Annotated in this window: 17 protein-coding genes; 6 read left to right on the top strand and 11 right to left on the bottom strand. The window is 64.9% G+C overall.

Annotated elements, in window-relative coordinates:
• Nucleotides 1–5: 5 nt before the first annotated feature.
• Genes HOP53_RS15925 through HOP53_RS15900 form a run of 6 tightly spaced genes read left to right on the top strand, consistent with a single transcriptional unit; the run spans nucleotide 6 to nucleotide 5,915 of the window.
• A complete protein-coding gene (locus HOP53_RS15925; RefSeq protein ID WP_234270935.1) occupies nucleotides 6–2,816 on the top strand; it encodes a monovalent cation/H+ antiporter subunit A in 2,811 nt (936 codons plus the stop codon).
• On the top strand, nucleotides 2,816–3,160 hold the full coding sequence (locus tag HOP53_RS15920) for a Na+/H+ antiporter subunit C (RefSeq protein WP_086508519.1): 345 nt from the start codon (nucleotides 2,816–2,818) through the stop codon (nucleotides 3,158–3,160). Before HOP53_RS15925 ends, HOP53_RS15920 begins: the two co-directional genes overlap by 1 nt.
• Nucleotides 3,157–4,713, top strand: coding sequence for a monovalent cation/H+ antiporter subunit D (locus tag HOP53_RS15915; RefSeq protein WP_234270934.1), 1,557 nt, complete (start codon nucleotides 3,157–3,159; stop codon nucleotides 4,711–4,713). Before HOP53_RS15920 ends, HOP53_RS15915 begins: the two co-directional genes overlap by 4 nt.
• Nucleotides 4,710–5,207, top strand: a complete 498-nt coding sequence (locus tag HOP53_RS15910) for a Na+/H+ antiporter subunit E (protein ID WP_086508521.1) — start codon at nucleotides 4,710–4,712, stop codon at nucleotides 5,205–5,207. Before HOP53_RS15915 ends, HOP53_RS15910 begins: the two co-directional genes overlap by 4 nt.
• Complete coding sequence (locus HOP53_RS15905) at nucleotides 5,201–5,470, top strand: K+/H+ antiporter subunit F (protein ID WP_010629649.1); 270 nt, start codon at nucleotides 5,201–5,203, stop codon at nucleotides 5,468–5,470. The genes HOP53_RS15910 and HOP53_RS15905 overlap by 7 nt, the downstream gene beginning before the upstream one ends.
• A gap of 10 nt (nucleotides 5,471–5,480) precedes the next feature.
• Nucleotides 5,481–5,915, top strand: coding sequence for a Na+/H+ antiporter subunit G (locus HOP53_RS15900; RefSeq protein ID WP_086508522.1), 435 nt, complete (start codon nucleotides 5,481–5,483; stop codon nucleotides 5,913–5,915).
• Nucleotides 5,916–5,954: 39 nt separating this feature from the next.
• On the opposite strand, the gene hemH is transcribed toward HOP53_RS15900, so the two are convergent.
• The 11 genes from hemH to rnr all read right to left on the bottom strand — a co-directional run bounded on the left by hemH (nucleotide 5,955) and on the right by rnr (nucleotide 16,670).
• Nucleotides 5,955–7,028, bottom strand: a complete 1,074-nt coding sequence (gene hemH, locus HOP53_RS15895; protein WP_086508523.1) for a ferrochelatase — start codon at nucleotides 7,026–7,028, stop codon at nucleotides 5,955–5,957.
• Nucleotides 7,029–7,152: 124 nt separating this feature from the next.
• Complete coding sequence (locus HOP53_RS15890) at nucleotides 7,153–7,455, bottom strand: DUF6482 family protein (protein WP_026038265.1); 303 nt, start codon at nucleotides 7,453–7,455, stop codon at nucleotides 7,153–7,155.
• A gap of 157 nt (nucleotides 7,456–7,612) precedes the next feature.
• The gene (locus tag HOP53_RS15885) at nucleotides 7,613–7,906 is read right to left on the bottom strand and encodes a hypothetical protein (protein ID WP_086508524.1); all 294 of its coding nucleotides are present in this window, start codon (nucleotides 7,904–7,906) and stop codon (nucleotides 7,613–7,615) included.
• 77 nt (nucleotides 7,907–7,983) lie between these two features.
• On the bottom strand, nucleotides 7,984–9,372 hold the full coding sequence (gene dnaB, locus HOP53_RS15880) for a replicative DNA helicase (RefSeq protein WP_086508525.1): 1,389 nt from the start codon (nucleotides 9,370–9,372) through the stop codon (nucleotides 7,984–7,986).
• A gap of 149 nt (nucleotides 9,373–9,521) precedes the next feature.
• Nucleotides 9,522–11,018 (bottom strand): carbohydrate porin, encoded by a 1,497-nt coding sequence (locus HOP53_RS15875; protein ID WP_234270933.1) that lies wholly within the window; start codon nucleotides 11,016–11,018, stop codon nucleotides 9,522–9,524.
• Between the two features lie 284 nt (nucleotides 11,019–11,302).
• The gene (rplI, locus tag HOP53_RS15870) at nucleotides 11,303–11,749 is read right to left on the bottom strand and encodes a 50S ribosomal protein L9 (protein ID WP_010629656.1); all 447 of its coding nucleotides are present in this window, start codon (nucleotides 11,747–11,749) and stop codon (nucleotides 11,303–11,305) included.
• A 15-nt stretch (nucleotides 11,750–11,764) separates the two neighbouring features.
• Nucleotides 11,765–12,619: a YybS family protein gene (locus tag HOP53_RS15865; RefSeq protein ID WP_234270932.1), complete on the bottom strand. Its 855-nt coding sequence runs from the start codon at nucleotides 12,617–12,619 to the stop codon at nucleotides 11,765–11,767.
• 12 nt (nucleotides 12,620–12,631) lie between these two features.
• Nucleotides 12,632–12,859: a 30S ribosomal protein S18 gene (gene rpsR, locus HOP53_RS15860; protein ID WP_010629658.1), complete on the bottom strand. Its 228-nt coding sequence runs from the start codon at nucleotides 12,857–12,859 to the stop codon at nucleotides 12,632–12,634.
• 24 nt (nucleotides 12,860–12,883) lie between these two features.
• A complete protein-coding gene (rpsF, locus tag HOP53_RS15855; RefSeq protein WP_234270931.1) occupies nucleotides 12,884–13,267 on the bottom strand; it encodes a 30S ribosomal protein S6 in 384 nt (127 codons plus the stop codon).
• 173 nt (nucleotides 13,268–13,440) lie between these two features.
• Nucleotides 13,441–14,271, bottom strand: coding sequence for a 23S rRNA (guanosine(2251)-2'-O)-methyltransferase RlmB (gene rlmB, locus HOP53_RS15850; RefSeq protein WP_234270930.1), 831 nt, complete (start codon nucleotides 14,269–14,271; stop codon nucleotides 13,441–13,443).
• Nucleotides 14,271–16,670, bottom strand: a complete 2,400-nt coding sequence (rnr, locus tag HOP53_RS15845; protein WP_234270929.1) for a ribonuclease R — start codon at nucleotides 16,668–16,670, stop codon at nucleotides 14,271–14,273. Before rnr ends, rlmB begins: the two co-directional genes overlap by 1 nt.
• Between the last annotated feature and the right edge of the window lie 72 nt (nucleotides 16,671–16,742).

Raw genomic sequence — 16,742 nt, 5'->3', positions numbered from 1 at the left:
CCGCCATGTCGTTGCTGTGGATTCCACTTCTCACCATTATCGGCATCATCGTTCCGGTGATGACCTCACGCCACGGTCGCAAGACCTGTGTCACTGCCACACTGATAGCCCCGCTGCTCGCCCTCGGGCTGGTACTGCTGCAAGCGCCTGCCGTGTTGGCCGGCGACGTGGTCAGCCTACAGATACCCTGGATGCCCCTGTTGGGTCTCGACCTCGCGCTGCGAATAGACGGCCTGACCCTGCTGTTTTCCCTGCTGATCCTGGGTATCGGTAGTCTGATCCTGCTATACGCCGGTTTCTATCTCTCGGCCGAGGAGGACGACGGCCGCTTCCTCGCCTACATGATGCTGTTCATGACGGCCATGCTAGGCATCGCCATGGCGGACAACCTGATCCTGCTATGGCTGTTCTGGGAACTCACCAGTATTTCGTCTTTCTTGCTGATCGGCTTCTGGGGCCACCGCAGCGACGCCCGACGAGGCGCGCGCATGGCACTGACCGTTACCGGAGCAGGCGGTCTTGCACTGCTGGCCGGCGTGCTGCTGATCGGTCAGGCCGTCGGCAGCTTTGCCATGGCGGACGTGCTGGCGTCGGGTGATCTTATCCGTGGGTCTGCCAACTACCCCTTGATCCTGGCCCTGGTGCTGTTCGGCGCGTTCACCAAGTCAGCCCAGTTCCCGTTCCATTTCTGGCTGCCTCACGCCATGGCGGCGCCCACCCCGGTCTCCGCCTTCCTGCATTCGGCCACCATGGTCAAGGCGGGCGTACTGCTGATGGCACGCCTCAACCCGGCGCTGGGCGACACCGCCCTGTGGGCCATCAGCCTGTCGCTGGTGGGCCTGGCGACCATGCTCTACGCCGCTTGGTTCGCCCTGCTCGAGCGTGACCTGAAAGGCATACTCGCTTTCTCCACGGTCAGCCACCTGGGGCTGATCACTCTACTGCTGGGGCTCGGCAGCCCGTTGGCTATCGTCGCCGCCGTGTTTCACATCCTGAACCACGCCACCTTCAAGGCGGCGCTGTTCATGATGGTCGGCATCATCGATCATGAAACCGGCACCCGTGACATCGACCGTCTCGGCGCGCTGTGGTCGATGATGCCGCTGACCGGCACCATGACCATCCTGGCGGGCTCCGCCATGGCTGGATTCCCCCCGTTCAATGGCTTCTTGTCCAAGGAACTGCTGTTCGAGCAAAGCCTGATCAATAACCTGCTCGGCGCGCTGAGCATCGTCATCCCGCTGCTGGTGGTGGTAGCCGCCATGCTCTCGGTGGCCTATTCGCTGCGGCTGATCTGGAGCCTGTTCTTCGCCGAGCCCAAGCTGACCCGCGAGCAGAAGGCGTTGCCGCCGATGAAGGCTCACGACCCGGCCCGCGGCATGCTGGCCCCGGGCCTGTTCCTGGCCGCCATGAGTCTGCTGGTGGGGCTGTTCCCGATGACCCTGGCCGCTCCGCTGCTGCACGCGGCGAGCCTCGCCGTGCAGGGCGAGACCACCCCGGTCGTCAGCCTGGCCCTGTGGCACGGCCTCAACCTGCCGCTGCTGATGAGTGTTGTTGCGGTGGCCGGCGGCGTGCTGGTACTGCGTCAGCAGCGGCGCCTGGCCGGCATCGCCGCGCTGTTTCCGGAGCGCAGTGCCGGGCTGATCTTCGAGGCGCTGGTACAGCGCTTGATCAAGGTCACGCTGTGGCTGACCCTGCGCCTGGAGAACGGCTCCCTGCAGCGCTACCAGGCGCTGCTGATCCTGAGCGCCCTGGTCATGGCTGCCATCGGCCTGACCCAGTTGGAGAGTCTGACCGGCGAGCGCGGTCTGCAGCCCTTGGACGGCATGCTGTTCCTGGGCGCGGGTTTGATGGTGTTCGGCGCCATCGGCAGCGCCCTGAGCCACCGCTGGCGACTGGTGTCATTGCTGATGCTCTCGGTGACGGGGCTGTCGGTCTCGCTGACCTTCGTGCGTTTCTCCGCCCCCGACCTGGCCCTCACCCAGCTATCTGTGGAAGTGGCCTCGATGATCCTGATGATTCTGGCGCTGTTCTTCCTGCCCCAGCGACCACCGCTGCAGGTGTCGGGCAGGCGCATCCTGCGCGACCTGATCCTGGCCGCCTCGCTGGGGCTGGTGGTAGCGATGCTCAACTACGCCCTGCTGACCCGCGAGACTCTCACCATTGCTGACTATTTCCTGCGCGAGAGCGTGCCCGGCGGCGGCGGCACCAATGTGGTCAACGTCATCCTGGTCGACTTCCGCGGCTTCGATACCCTGGGTGAGATCACCGTACTTACCCTGGCCGGTCTGGCCACCTTCAAGCTGCTCAATCGTCTGCGCCTGTTCATGCCTTCGGGCAACATCGAGGGCATCCGCTGGTCGCGTCACCGCCACCCGCTGATCCTGTCGGTGGTGGCACAGATCCTGCTGCCGCTGGCGCTGCTGGTGTCGGTGTACATCTTCCTGCGCGGCCACAACCAGCCGGGCGGCGGCTTCATCGCCGGATTGATCACTGCCACCGCCCTGATCCTGCAGTACATGGCCCGAGGTCACGACTGGACCCGCGAGCGGCTGCCGATCTCCTACCCGATCGTCGCCGTGTCGGGACTGGCCGTAGCCCTGGCCACCGGGCTCGGCAGTTGGCTGTTCGGCTACCCCTTCCTGACCTCGGCCTTCGGCCACTTCCACCTGCCCCTGGTGGGTGAGTTCGAGCTGGCCACGGCGATGCTGTTCGACATGGGTGTCTACCTGGCCGTGGTGGGCGCCGTACTGATGATCCTGATCAACCTGGGCCGCGTCACCACGGTCAACCGCCCAACGCTGGAGGAGCGCTGATGGAAGCCCTTTTTGCCCTCGTCGTCGGGGTGCTCACGGCAAGCGGCATTTATCTGCTGCTGCGCGGTCGCACCTTTCCGGTCATCGTCGGCCTGGCGCTGCTCGGCTATGCGGTGAATCTGTTCCTGTTCTCCACCGGTGGGCTCAACACTCACGCGGCGGCCGTGATCGGAGAGTCGATCACACCCACCGACCCGCTGCCCCAAGCTCTGGTGCTCACCGCCATCGTAATCGGCTTCTCAATGACCGCCTTCGTCGTGATCCTGGCGATCCGCGCCCGCAGCGATCTCGGCTCTGACCATGTGGACGGTCAGCAAGGCGAGGAAGGAGACGCCCTCAGATGAGCCAACATCTTCTTACTTTCCCCATTCTGCTGCCCATGCTCGGCGCTCTGGTGCTGCTGCTGTCGGGCAAGGCCAGCGACCGAACCCACCGCTGCCTGAGCATTGCCTTCACTGCCCTGCTGGTCATCGTCACCCTGCTGCTGTTGCAGCGGGCGGCCGGGGGCGAGCTGACCTTCTACGCACTGGGCAACTGGCAGGCCCCCTTCGGCATCGTGCTGATGCTCGACCGCCTCTCGGCGCTCATGCTGAGTCTGACCGCCGTGCTGGCGCTGGGCTGCGTGATCTTCGCCAGCGCCGGTGACGACGTCCGCGGCAGCAACTTCCACGGTCTCTTCCAACTGCAGCTGATGGGGTTGAACGGCGCCTTTCTCACCGGTGACATCTTCAACCTGTTCGTCTTCTTCGAGATCACACTGCTCGCTTCCTACGCCCTGCTGATGCACGGCGGCGGCAAGGAGCGGGTCGGTGCCGGTCTGCACTACGTGATTCTCAACGTGGCCGGCTCGGCGCTGTTCCTGATTGCGCTGGGCGTGCTGTACGGCGCGACCGGCACTCTCAACATGGCGGACATGGGACGGCGGGTCGCCACCATGTCCGGTGACCAGGCCGCCCTGGTCACCGCCGGCGCCCTGCTGCTGATCGTGGTGTTCAGTCTCAAGGCCGCGCTGCTGCCGCTCTATTTCTGGCTGCCGCGCACCTACTCCTCGGCCCCTGCACCGGTGGCGGCGCTGTTCGCCATCATGACCAAGCTCGGGCTCTACGCCATTCTCCGCGTGAACAGCCTGATCTTTGCCGACAGCGACGCCGAATCCGCCATCCAGGGCTGGCTGTGGTGGTCGGGGCTGGCCACCATCCTGCTGGCCGCCATCGGCGTCCTGGCAGCCCGCGACCTGCGCCCGCTGGTGGCCTATCTGGTGCTGGTCTCGGTCGGCACCCTGCTGGCGGCCGCCAGCCTGAGCACCACCGCTGCCACCACCGCGCTGCTCTACTATCTACCCCACACCACCCTGATCTGCGGCGTGCTGTTCCTGATCGCAGAGCTGATCGGCCAGCAGCGCGGCAAGGCCGGTACGCGTCTGGTGCGCGCCCGCCGGCTGCACCAGCGCTACCTGCTCGGCGGCCTGTTCCTGGCCGCGGCGGTCGGCGTGGTCGGTCTGCCCCCGCTGGCCGGTTCCCTGGCCAAGCTGCTGCTGATGCAGGCCGCGGAGGGCAGCGCCCGGCTATGGCTGTGGCCGCTGCTGCTGCTGGCCGGCCTGAGCGCCCTGATCGCCATGTCACGGGCGGGATCGGTTTTCTTCTGGGCCAGCTACAAGGGCGAGGTAGCCGCCGGCAAGGTCACCCGTCCCCAGCTCGTCGGCGTGGTCTGGCTGCTGGCCAGCGCCCCCCTGCTGGTGGTCTTCGCCGGGCCTATCAGCCACTACTCCCAAGCCACCGCGGAGCAGCTGGCCATGCCCCAGGTCGTGATCCAGCAACTGCTGGGCGACGAACCCACCCGGGATCTGGTGCAGTCTCGCCAGCCGTTCCATGACCAGACGCAGGGAGACACGCTATGAAAGCCATGGGACGTTTCCTGCCCACCCCCACCCTGTCGCTGGTGCTGCTGGTGGTATGGCTGTTGATGGTACGCAGCATCGCGCCCGGCCAGCTCCTGCTCGGCACGCTGCTGGCCGTAGGCATTCCGCTGTTGACGAAGGATTTCTGGGAGCCGCTGCCGCGGGTCAAGCATCCGCTCAAGCTGGCCTGGTTCGTGCTCGTGGTGATGTGGGACATCGTCAAGGCCAACGTGCATGTCAGCCTGTTGATCCTGCTGCCGCGGCGCGAACCGCACCCCGGCTTCGTCGAGTATCCGCTGGAGGTGAAGGACCGCCTGGCCATCACCCTGCTGGCCAATACCATCACCATGACGCCGGGCACGGTATCGACCAACATCCGTCTCGACGGCTCCTCGCTGTTGATCCACGTCCTCGACCTCGACGACGAACAGGCCCTGATTCGCGAGATCCGCGATCGCTACGAGCGCCCGCTCAAGGAGATCTTCGAATGCTAGACACCGCCCTGCTGATCAGCCTGACGCTCATCGTGCTGGCCATGGCCATGAACGTCTATCGCCTCGCCATCGGCCCGGACGTACCCGACCGCCTGCTGGCCCTCGATACGCTCTACGTCAACTCGATCGCCCTGATCGTGCTGCTGGGGCTGTGGCTCAACACCAAGACCTACTTCGAGGCGGCGATCCTGATCGCCATGCTGGGGTTCATCGGCACCATGGCCGTTTGCCGCTATCTGCTGCGCGGCGACATCATCGAATAGGGGACGCCACATGACCTTCTACGTCATTGCCGAAGGTGTGATTGCCTTCCTGCTGATAGCCGGCGGGGTGTTCGCTTTCACCGGCTCGCTCGGCATGCTGCAGTTCAAGGACTTCTTCATGCGCCTGCACGGCCCCACCAAGGGCACCACCCTGGGTATCGGCTGCGTGCTGATCGCCTCGATGCTCTACTTCACCATCACCCAGCGCGAGCTGCACGTTCAGGAGCTGCTGATCACCCTGTTCCTGTTCATCACCGCCCCGGTGACCGGGCACATGCTGGCCAAGACCGGGCTGCACATGCACCTGCGCTTCACCACCGGTACCCGCGGCTCGGTGCCGGAGTTCCGCGACGAGGACGTGGGCCAGAGCCGGGTGGCGCGTCCGGCCCGCGCCAAACACCCCTGGAAGTACCGCAAGCAGAAGCGTTCGCGCCTGTTCCGCTGACACGAGAGCCGATCAGGTGGCCCGATCGGCTCTCCCGCTTCACACCCAGCCGCCCAGCTCGTTGTCGATGATCGCCAGCAGCGCCCGGATGTGATCGTCGCGGTCGTTGAGACAGGGAATGTAGGTGAAGCGCTCTCCGCCCGCGGCGAGAAAGCTGTCGCGAATCTCCTCCTTGACCTCCTCCAGGGTCTCGACACAGTCGGCGGAGAAGGCCGGAGAAATCACCGCGATGTGTTTCCTGCCCTGGCGCGCCAGTTCAGCCACATGATCGACGGTTTGCGGGCCGACCCACTCCTCGGGGCCGAACTGCGACTGAAAGGCAGTCTGAATCTCACCCTCCGCCCAGCCCAGCCGCTCGCGAAGCAGTCGCGTGGTCTTCTGACACTGGCAGTGGTAGGGGTCTCCCTCCATGAGAAAGCGCTTGGGCACACCGTGATACGAGGCCACCAGCACCTCCGGCGCCGACTCGGCCGCGGCATAGGCCTCGCGCACGGAATTGCTCAGCGCCTCGAGATAGGCCGGGTGCTCGAAGTAGGCCGGCACGGTACGAATCGCCGGCTGCCACTTGAGCTTCATCAGGGTGCGGAAGGCATGGTCGTTGGCCGTGGCCGTGGTCGGCGAGGCGTATTGCGGATAGAGCGGAAAGAACAGGATGCGCTCGCAACCCTCGGCCTGCAGGCGCCGCAGCACGCTGTCCGTGGAAGGATTGCCGTAACGCATGCAGAAGTCCACCAGCACCTGCTCGCCATGGCGCGCTTTCAGCCCCTCGGCCACCTTGCGCGTCTGGTCCCGGGTGATGGTGAGCAGCGGACTCTCGTTCTTCTCGGTGTTCCAGATACCGCGATAGGCCTCGCCCGACTTGAACGGCCGGCGCGAGAGGATGATCAGCTGCAGCAGCGGCTGCCACTTCCAGCTGGGGTAGTCGACCACCCGCTTGTCGGAGAGAAACTCGCTGAGATAGCGTCGCATCGACCAGTAATCGGTGGCATCCGGCGTGCCCAGGTTGACCAGCACCACACCGACCCTGGGCCGGGCTACCGCGGGATGATCCGCCGGAGCATGGGGGGGACGTTGACGCTCCGGCGAGCCCGATACCTCTTGCGATGCGGCCATGCGCTGCGCTCCTCGTGGCGAAACATTAGGAGCGTCATTGTATCAGGCGAGGTCCGTCAGGGGCATCGAGTTATACTATGAAGTCGATTTGTATAACTTGGATCAAGGTTGTCGTTCAGCGGGCCTAGAAGACCAGCGGCATGCGCGACGTCAGCGGGTCGTGATAATGAGCCTCGCGGCCGATGACTTCGTCCTGCGGCACGTGCTGGACCAGGAAGGCCCGGTGGATGCCGGCGCGCTGCAGCTCCAGGTAGACGTCCTCGAGAGAGCGGAACACCATGGGCTTGCCACGCCGTGTCAGCATGTGGCGTACGCCCTCCACGTCCTCGAGCTCCACCTGGTAGCAGTGGCTGCCGGAATGGGTGATGACGCGCACTTCGAAGTTGTCATGGCGCGCGACGAATTGCTTCAACTGTTCGAATTCCATGGCTCCCTCCATGTCCTGTTTCGTTCCGTTGGGGTCTCTGGATAGACTTCGGGCACAGCATGACTGTGCCCGATATCAATCGCATGACGCTAACGTATCGAAACTATGACAGTGGAGCCCTGGCCAGGTTCCGCAGGCGTTCTCCTGCGCGAGGCGGCTACTGGTACTCCGAGGGATCGATCGCCTTGGCCAGGGAGTTGCGGTCGACCCACCTGCCCGCCTTGGTCTCCTTGTAGCGGAACACCACGCGATCGCCCACCGCGACGGAGAGTTCGGCATCCTCGGTCTGGTAGCTGTAGGCCTCGCCGTCGACGACCAGATGAAAGCGATAGAGATCCGGCATGCCGAGCCACTCCTTGAACGGCCCCTCGCGCTCCAGCGACTCGATGATACCGCGGGCTTCCAGCTTGGGGGGGCGCTGACGCTTGCCGCGTCGAAATCCGCCTGCCATGGGTCACTCCTCGAAAACGACTGTCGGGGGCTCGGCATTATACGGGGCCGCGCCGCTGGCTCAAGCGCTGCTGCGCTTCACTCGCCGAATGCTTCGCCGTAGCTGTCCGGCGCCAGGTCCTCGAAGCGGGTGTACTTGCCGATGAAGGCCATGTGCACCGTGCCGATGGGACCATTACGCTGCTTGCCGATGATCAGCTCGGCCAGGCCCTGGTTGTCGGGGTTATCCGGGTTGTAGACCTCGTCGCGATAGACGAAGGCGATCAAGTCGGCGTCCTGCTCGATGGCGCCTGACTCGCGCAGGTCCGACATCACCGGGCGCTTGTTGGGGCGCTGCTCCAGCGAGCGGTTGAGCTGGGAAAGCGCTACCACCGGGCAGCCGAACTCCTTGGCCATGCCCTTGAGCGAACGCGAGATCTCGGAGATCTCGCCGGTGCGGTTCTCGGAGAAGCCGGGAATCTGCATCAGCTGCAGGTAGTCGATCATCACCAGGGCCAGATTGCCGTGCTCCCGCACCACCCGGCGAATGCGCGAGCGCATCTCGTTGGGCGACAGCGCCGCAGTATCGTCGATGAACAGCTGCTTGTCCTTGAGCAGGTTGACCGCCGAGGTCAGCCGCGGCCAGTCCTCGTCCTCGAGTTGACCGGTACGCACCCGGGTCTGGTCGATGCGTCCCAGAGAAGAGAGCATACGCAGCATCAGCGATTCGGCAGGCATCTCCATGGAGAACACCATCACCGGCCGGTCGCTGGCGATCACGGCGTGCTCGACCAGGTTCATGGCGAAGGTGGTCTTACCCATGGAGGGGCGGCCCGCGATGATCACCAGATCGGAGGGCTGCAGGCCCGAGGTCATCTCGTCGAGGTCGCGAAATCCGGTGGAAAGGCCAGTCATCTCGCCCTTCATGTTGAACAGCTCGTCGATGCGGTCCACCGCCTTGGCCAGCAGCTCGCTCATGCCGATGGGTCCGCCCGACTTGGGGCGCTCCTCGCTGATCTGGAACACCAGTCGCTCGGCCTCATCGAGCAGCTCGTCGGCGGGACGTCCCTGGGGGCTGAAGGCGCCGTCGGCGATCTGGCTGGCGGCACGGATCAGCTTGCGCAGCGTGGCCCGCTCGCGAACGATGTCGGCATAGGCGCGGATGTTGCTCGCCGAGGGGGTATTGCGCGCCAGCTCAGCGAGATAGGCAAGCCCACCCACCGTATCGAGTTGATCGCGGCCTTCCAGCGCCTCGGAGAGAGTGACCACGTCGAGCGGCTTGCTGGCTTCAGCCAACCCGGTCATGGCGTTGAAGATTAAACGGTGCTCATAGCGGTAGAAGTCGTCTGCCACCAGCCGGTCGGCGACGTTGTCCCAGGCCTGGTTGTCGAGCATCAGGCCGCCCAGCACCGACTGCTCCGCTTCGAGCGAGTGCGGCGGCACCTTGAGCGCAGCGGTTTCCTGATCGAGCTCGAGCGTGTCGTTCATGGTGCGGCAACCTTGAGGGGAACGGGCCGTGCCATTCTACCCGATGCCCGTGGCCCACCCCACCTTTCGAAATGACAAAAACCGCGACCGAAAACGGTCGCGGCGAAGGTTCGAAACAGCGTGCGAGCAACGGGATTGCGGTAGTCGGCCTAGAACCATACCTCGGTCTGGACGCCGAAGCTCCACTGGCCGCCGGTGAAGCCTTCGTTGCCGAAGGAGCTGGCGCCGTAGTTGTTGAGATCGCTCGACCAGTCGGTGTAGGAGGCGAAGGCGCGAATCTCCGGCCGCTGCCAGAACCCGCCCACCTGGGGCTTGAAGGTCGGCGCGATGGTGAACTTGCCGAAGTCGCCGCTCACCGCATTGCGGCCATCGAAGCCGTTGGGGTCGAGGTCCATGTACTGGTAGCTGGCCTCGTACTGCATCTCGAAGTTCTGGGTGATCTCGTTGACCAGGCGCGCGTTGAGGGTCAGCCACTTGTAGTCGTCGCCATCGACGTAGCGGTCCTTGCTCACCTCACCGAGCAGCACCGGAGCCAGACGCCAGTTGGGCGCCACGTAGGTGGTGCCGTAGATGCCGAGGCGAGTGGCCTGGGCATCGTCGGTCAGGTTGCCGTCGCTGCCGAGCCCCTTGACCTCGGCGCCCAGGCCCTGGCCGTGCATCAGCGCCACCTTGAAGTTGCCCTCGCCCAGGCCGAAGAAGCTGTCGCCGTGGTAGGCCACCATGGTGTGGAAACCGCTGCCGGCAGCCATCTGGTCGTCGCCGATGTCGCGCTCATCGTTGTCGGCCGCGGACAGACCGCTCACCATCCACTGCCAGTTACCGAAGTAGTTGTTGGCTGTCAGGATCAAGCTATCGGTGTTGCCCTCGTCCCCCGGACGTTCGGGGCGCACCGGATAGTCGCTGAAGCTGCGCCCGTAGAGCGAAAAGTTGGAGCGCCAGTTGTCGGCCAGCTGCACGTCGTAGATACCGGCGCCGGTACCGGCGAGGAAGATGAAATCACTGTCGAGCCAGTGGATGTCGAAGTTGTCGCGGTCGAAGCGCTTGCCGGCCCAGATCGAGGCGTTCTCGAAGGCGCCGGTGAAGCTCGGCAGATCGCTGAACTCGGCGTAGACCTGGCGCACGTTGAGGTTGGAGTCACCATCCCAGTCGTTGCTGGTGGTGGTGCCGCTGGCCAACATGGTGCGGTAATGCGCCTTGGCGCCGTTGTCGAACTGCATGCGGTAGTTGAGGATGGCCTCGGCGTAGGTATCCGGCTCGTTGCCCAGGCGCCCCACGGCACCACCCAGTCCACCGGCCGGCGTTACGTAGGGGCCACCGTCGATGCTCTTGCGGTCTTCACCCAGCAGCAGCCCGGAGCGGGCGTAGACGTTGAACGAGAAGCCCTCTTCGCCGCTGGCCTGGCGCTCGACCCGGGCCAGGCGCTCTTCCACGTCAGCAGGGGCCGGGCTTCCTGCAGCCTGGGCCTCGGCGAGTTCGGCACGTTGCTCGGCGGCGCTGGCGCGCTGTTCGGCGGCGGCAATGCGGCTCTCCAGTTCGAGCAGGCGCTGCTCCAGGGCGTTGGTATCGGCGGCGGCGTGCCCGATCATGCCGAAACTGGCCAGGGCCACGGCGGCGACCAGCGGAGTTCTTGGCAAGGCAGTCTTCATCGCAGTTGTTCCTTTGTGTTTATTGGATTGTTTACGCAAGGAGAACGGTGGGAAGCATGGCGCTGTATCGTTTAAGACCGGTATCGCGACGATACCTTTGTCTCTTATCTTTCGTCCTGCTGCCCTGGCCTGAAACGCAGCGGAGCCAGGCAGAAAAAACTTAATCGTTTAAGAGTTGCGATGCAAAGACAAACCGTAATATTACTACCAATGTCTAAGACACAAACGACAAGGGGCGCAGGATCTCTCCTGCGCCCCTTGGGGTCGGTCGAGGGCGGTGAGGCTTACTCGGCGACGACGACCACGCGAACGGTGGCATCGACTTCGGCATGCAGGTGCAGGTCGATGTCGTATTCCCCGGTCTGGCGGATCGGACCTTCAGGCATGCGAACTTCGCTCTTGGCGACTTCGATGCCGGCCTGACCCAGCGCCTCGGCCAGATCACGCGGACCGATGGAGCCGAACAGCTTGCCTTCGTCGCCGGCCTTGGCCACCAGCGACAGCTCGATCTCGGCCAGCTGAGCGGCACGGGATTCGGCGATCGCCTTGCGCTCGGCGGCCTGGGCCTCGAGCTCGGCGCGCTGCGCCTCGAAGGCTTCCACGTTGTCCTTGGTGGCCGGCACGGCGAGGCCGTAGGGCACCAGGTAGTTACGGCCGTAACCGGGCTTCACGGTGACCTTGTCACCCAGGCCGCCCAGCTTGCCAATGTTGTCGAGCAGAATGACTTCCATCTCGTTAACCTCTTGTCAGTCGCTGCGAGAGGCCAGACGGCCGCGAAAATCCGCGAGCACATCGATGAAGGCCACCAGCAGCACTATCAGAATCATGGGCCAGGTGGTGATCAGCAGTACGTAGAAAGCGATCAGCCACAGCCCGTTCATACCTTTCAATCCGACATAGCCGTGTACCAGAGCGATGCCGGCCACCAGCAGCGGCACCCATACCAGCATGGAGAGCGACGGTAATCCCAGCACCATGCCCACCACGCCGAGCACCACCAGCAGGCCGAGTTCGCGCGGCACCAGGCGCAGCGCATGGAACTCTTCGCGAAAGCCGCCTGGGTTGTAGAGCCCCGCCTGCCAGGCCCGCGCCAGCGCCAGACAACCCACCGCAGCGATCAGCACCACCAGACCGGTGATGCCACCGATCAGCAGGGTCGCCAGCTGCTCGGTGTCGAAGCCTTGGGCGGCCAGCTCGGTCAGCATGCGGTCGATCTCGACCGAGCCCTGGCGCAGCTGCTCCAGCAGCGGCCCGGCACCACCCGGCGGCACGAAGACACCGAGCTGGATCATGACCGCCGCAGCCAGCGTGCCGACGATCAGTGCCTCGCTCCAGCGCATGCGGGAGCGCAGCACCACCGCCATCAGCGTTACCAGCAGTACGCTGGCCAGCGGCAGAGCATCGCCCTGAGCCCACCACCAACCGGCAGGGACGGCGGCCGCCACCAGCACAGGCAACGCCGGCGATAGACCGCGACGCAGCGTGACCAGGGCCACGATGGCGCCACTGAGCCAGAACAGCCAGGGTATCACCGCGGCCAGCGCCGCCCCGCCTACGGCGTAGGGCGTGCCGCGCATCAACCATCGGGCGATCGGCAACATCGAATCGGCGGCTTACTGGTGGCTGTCGGTGTAGGGCAGCAGAGCCAGGTAGCGCGCGCGCTTGATGGCAGTTGCCAGCTGACGCTGATAACGGGCCTTGGTACCGGTGATGCGGCTGGGTACGATCTTGCCAGTTTCGGTGATGTAGGCCTTCAGTGTGTCCAGATCCTTGTAATCGATCTGCTTCACGCCTTCAGCGGTGAAACGGCAGAACTTACGACGGCGGAAAAAGCGTGCCATGTAGAGACTCCTCGGTACGTGCGATCAGTTGGCTTCGGCAGTTTCTTCTTCGGCGCGCGGCTTTTCTTCGCGACGCGCACGCTTGTCATCTGCCGGCTTCATCATCGGCGAAGCTTCGGTGATGGCTTCCTTGCAGCGCACCACCAGGCTGCGAATGATGGCGTCGTTGAAGCGGAAGATGTTCTCGATTTCCTCGAGGGTCTCGCCGCTGCACTCGACGTTCATCAGCACGTAGTGAGCCTTGTGGATCTTGTTGATCGGGTAGGCCAGGTGACGACGGCCCCAGTCCTCCAGACGATGCACGGTGCCACCGCTCTCGGTGACGATGCTGGAGTAACGCTCGACCATGGACGGTACTTGCTCGCTCTGGTCCGGGTGGACCATGAACACGATTTCGTAGTGACGCATGGGATCTCCTTTCGGGTTGGCAGCTTCCGCGTGAGACCTGCGCCATACGCGCCCGGCACTCAGGGGAAGCAAGGAGGTGATAGTCGAAATAGCAACGCCCGCTCACGCAGGAACGGGCGCCTGTATTCTAGTGATCCGCACCGCTGGTTGCAAGCCGGTGGTGTACTGCCGACTCATGTACCGCGGCGCTGGCGCACCGCCTCGAACAGACAGATGCCGGTGGCAACCGAGACGTTGAGGCTAGTGACGCTGCCCGCCATCGGGAGCTTGACCAGGCCATCGCAGGCCTCGCGGGTCAGTCGCCGCATGCCCTTGCCCTCGGCCCCCATTACCAGTGCCGTGGGACCGGTGAACTCGGCCTCGAAGAGCATCGCCTCGGCCTCGCCGGCGGTGCCGGTGATCCAGATGCCGAACTCCTTGAGCCGGGCCAGCGCGCGAGCCAGATTGGTCACCTGATAGACAGGCACGTTCTCGGCGGCACCGCAGGCCACCTTGCGCACCATGGCATTGAGCGGCGCTGACTTGTCCTTGGGCACGATCACACCATGCACGCCGGCGGCATCGGCGCTGCGCAGGCAGGCGCCGAAGTTGTGCACGTCGGTGACGCCGTCGAGCACCAGCAGCAGCGGCGGCGTAGCGTGGGGCCAGGCCTCGAGCTTGAACCACAGCGACGCCTCGCTCTCGAAGGCCAGCGGCGCGGCAAAGGCGACGATGCCCTGATGCGAGGCGTCCCTGGCCAGACGGTCGAGCTCGTCACGCGGATGCTGCTCGACTCGCGCGCCACCACGGCGGGCCTGATCGATCAGCTCGGAGAGGCGCTGCTGGGCATCGCCCTCCTGGACCCACAGCACCCTGGGCGCTTCGCCGCGTGCCAGCAGAGCACGTACCGCATGCACGCCGAATACGGCATCGAGCCCGCCCGGCGTGGCCGGTGGAGCCGATGAGACACCCGCTCTCGGCCTACGACCGGCATCGCGCCTGGGCCCTTTTCTGCCTTGTGCCATCAGCCGCGCGACCTCGACCGACGCGGGCCGCGGCGGCGCTTGCCGCCCTTGCCCTTGCCACTCTTGTCGTCCGCCTGCCCCTTGCCGGCGTCAGGCTTGGCTGTGAAAACCGCCTCACTCTCACCACGACGCTTGCGCGGTTGGCGCTTGGGCCTCGGCTTCTCATCCTCGAGGGCGAAGTCGATCTTGCGATCGTTCAGATCCACACGGGCCACCTGCACGGTGACGCCATCGCCCAGGCGGTAGCTCATACCGGTACGCTCGCCCTTGAGGCGATGTTTCTCGGGCTCGTAGTGGTAGTAGTCCGAGGGCAGCGAAGTAACGTGCACCAGCCCCTCGACGTAGACTTCGTCGAGGCGCACGAAGATACCGAACTGAGTCACCGAGGCAATGGTACCTTCATACACCTCGCCGAGCTTGTCAGACATGAACTCGCACTTGAGCCAGTCCTCGACGTCACGGGTGGCGTCGTCGGCGCGACGCTCGGTCATCGAGCAGTGCTCGCCGAGCTCGAGCATCTGCTCGAAGGTGTAGGGGCACCACTTGCTCGGCGGATCCACCTTGGCCCCTTCGGCACGCAGCACGGTATTGGTCTGGCGCGGCCCACGCACCACCGAACGAATGGCGCGGTGCACCAGCAGATCGGGGTAGCGACGAATCGGCGAGGTGAAGTGGGCGTAGGCCGGGTAGGCCAGGCCGAAGTGGCCCTCGTTCTGTGGCGAGTAGACCGCCTGACTCATGGAGCGCAGCATCACGGTCTGGATCACGTCGGCATCCGGCCGGCCGCGAATTGCTTCCGCCAGCACCTGGTAGTCCTGGGGCGTGGGCTCGTCACCGCCCCCCACCGAGAGCCCCAGCTCGTTGAGAAACAGACGCAGCTTGTCGAGACGCTCCGGCGAGGGGCGCTCGTGGATGCGATAGAGCGCCGGCAGGTCATGCTTGTCGAGGAAACGTGCAGTGGCCACGTTGGCCGCCAACATGCACTCCTCGATGATCTTGTGGGCGTCGTTGCGCTTGCGCGGCACGATCTTCTCGATCTTGCGCTCCTCGTTGAAGAGGATCGCCGTCTCGGTGGTCTCGAAGTCGATGGCGCCGCGCTCTTCGCGGGCCTGACGCAGCACCTTGTAGAGCTCGTGCAGCCCCTTGAGCGGCTTGACCAGCGCGCGATACTCCTCGCGCAGCGCGTCGCCCTCGGGGTCGTCCTCGTCGAGGATCGCTGCCACCTTGTTGTAGGTGAGTCGCGCATGGGAGCGGAACACCGCCTCGTAGAAGCGATAGCGGCTGATCACCCCCTGCTTCGAGATATTCATCTCGCAGACCATGGCCAGGCGATCGACGTCCGGGTTGAGCGAGCACAAACCGTTGGAGAGCAGCTCGGGCAGCATCGGCACCACCTGCCCGGGAAAGTAGACCGAGTTTCCGCGGCGAATCGCCTCTTCGTCGAGCGGCGTGCCGGGGCGCACGTAGTGGGAGACGTCGGCGATGGCGACGATCAGTTTCCAGCTGCCGGACTTCGTCTTCCAGGCGCACACGGCGTCGTCGAAATCCTTGGCAGTCTCGTCATCGATGGTGACGAGTGGAATGTCGCGCAGATCGATACGGTGCAGCTTGTCCTGCTCGGCCACCTCGGCAGACATCTCGGCAATCTGATCGTGCACCTCGGGCGGAAACTCGGCGGGGATCTCATAGCTGCGGATGGCAATGTCGATCTCCATGCCCGGGTCCATGCGCTCACCGAGTACCTCGACCACCTCGCCCACCGGCTGCACCCGGGTGTCGGGCTGCTGCACGATCCTGGCCGACACCACCTGGCCGTCGCGGGCGCCGCCACAGGCGCTGTGAGGAATGATCACCTCCTGGGTGATGCGCGGATTCTCGGGAATCAGCACGCCGAACTCGGAGGTGTTCTCGCGATAGACGCCGACGATGGTCTGGGTGTTGCGCGACAGCACCTCGGCAATGGTGGCTTCGTCACGGCCGCGACGGTCGCGCCCGCTGACGCGCACCAGCACGTAGTCGCCATGGAAGACCCGGCGCATCTGCCGCGGCGGCAGCACCAGGTCGGGCTTCTTGCCGTCGTCGCGCAGCACGAAGCCGAAGCCGTCGCGGTGACCCAGCACCTTGCCCTTGATCAGGTCGAGCTTGTCGATCAACGCGTAGGCGCCGGCACGGTTGCGCAGCACCTGGCCGTCGCGCTCCATGGCGGCAAGCCGGCGGCGCACCGCCTCCTGCAGCTCATCGTCCTCGAGACCCAGCATGCGGCTCATGGATTCATGGGTGATCGGCTTGCCGTACTCCTCCAGGCGCGCCAGCAGGTACTCGCGGCTGGGTGCCGGCTTGTCGTACTTGTGGGCCTCACGGCTGGCATGGGGGTCGTTGCTGAGCGTCCAATGAGTCATGCGAGGGGCATCCTTGGCAACGGGAGCAGCATTCGGGGAAGAGAGTCGGCGAGTCGCCGCGTACGTGGGGTA

Origin of the sequence: Billgrantia ethanolica, from assembly GCF_021404305.1 — a bacterium.
In the GTDB taxonomy this organism is placed as follows: domain Bacteria; phylum Pseudomonadota; class Gammaproteobacteria; order Pseudomonadales; family Halomonadaceae; genus Halomonas; species Halomonas ethanolica.
Note: the sequence above shows the minus strand (reverse complement) of the source record. Positions and strands in the feature narration are given on the sequence as shown.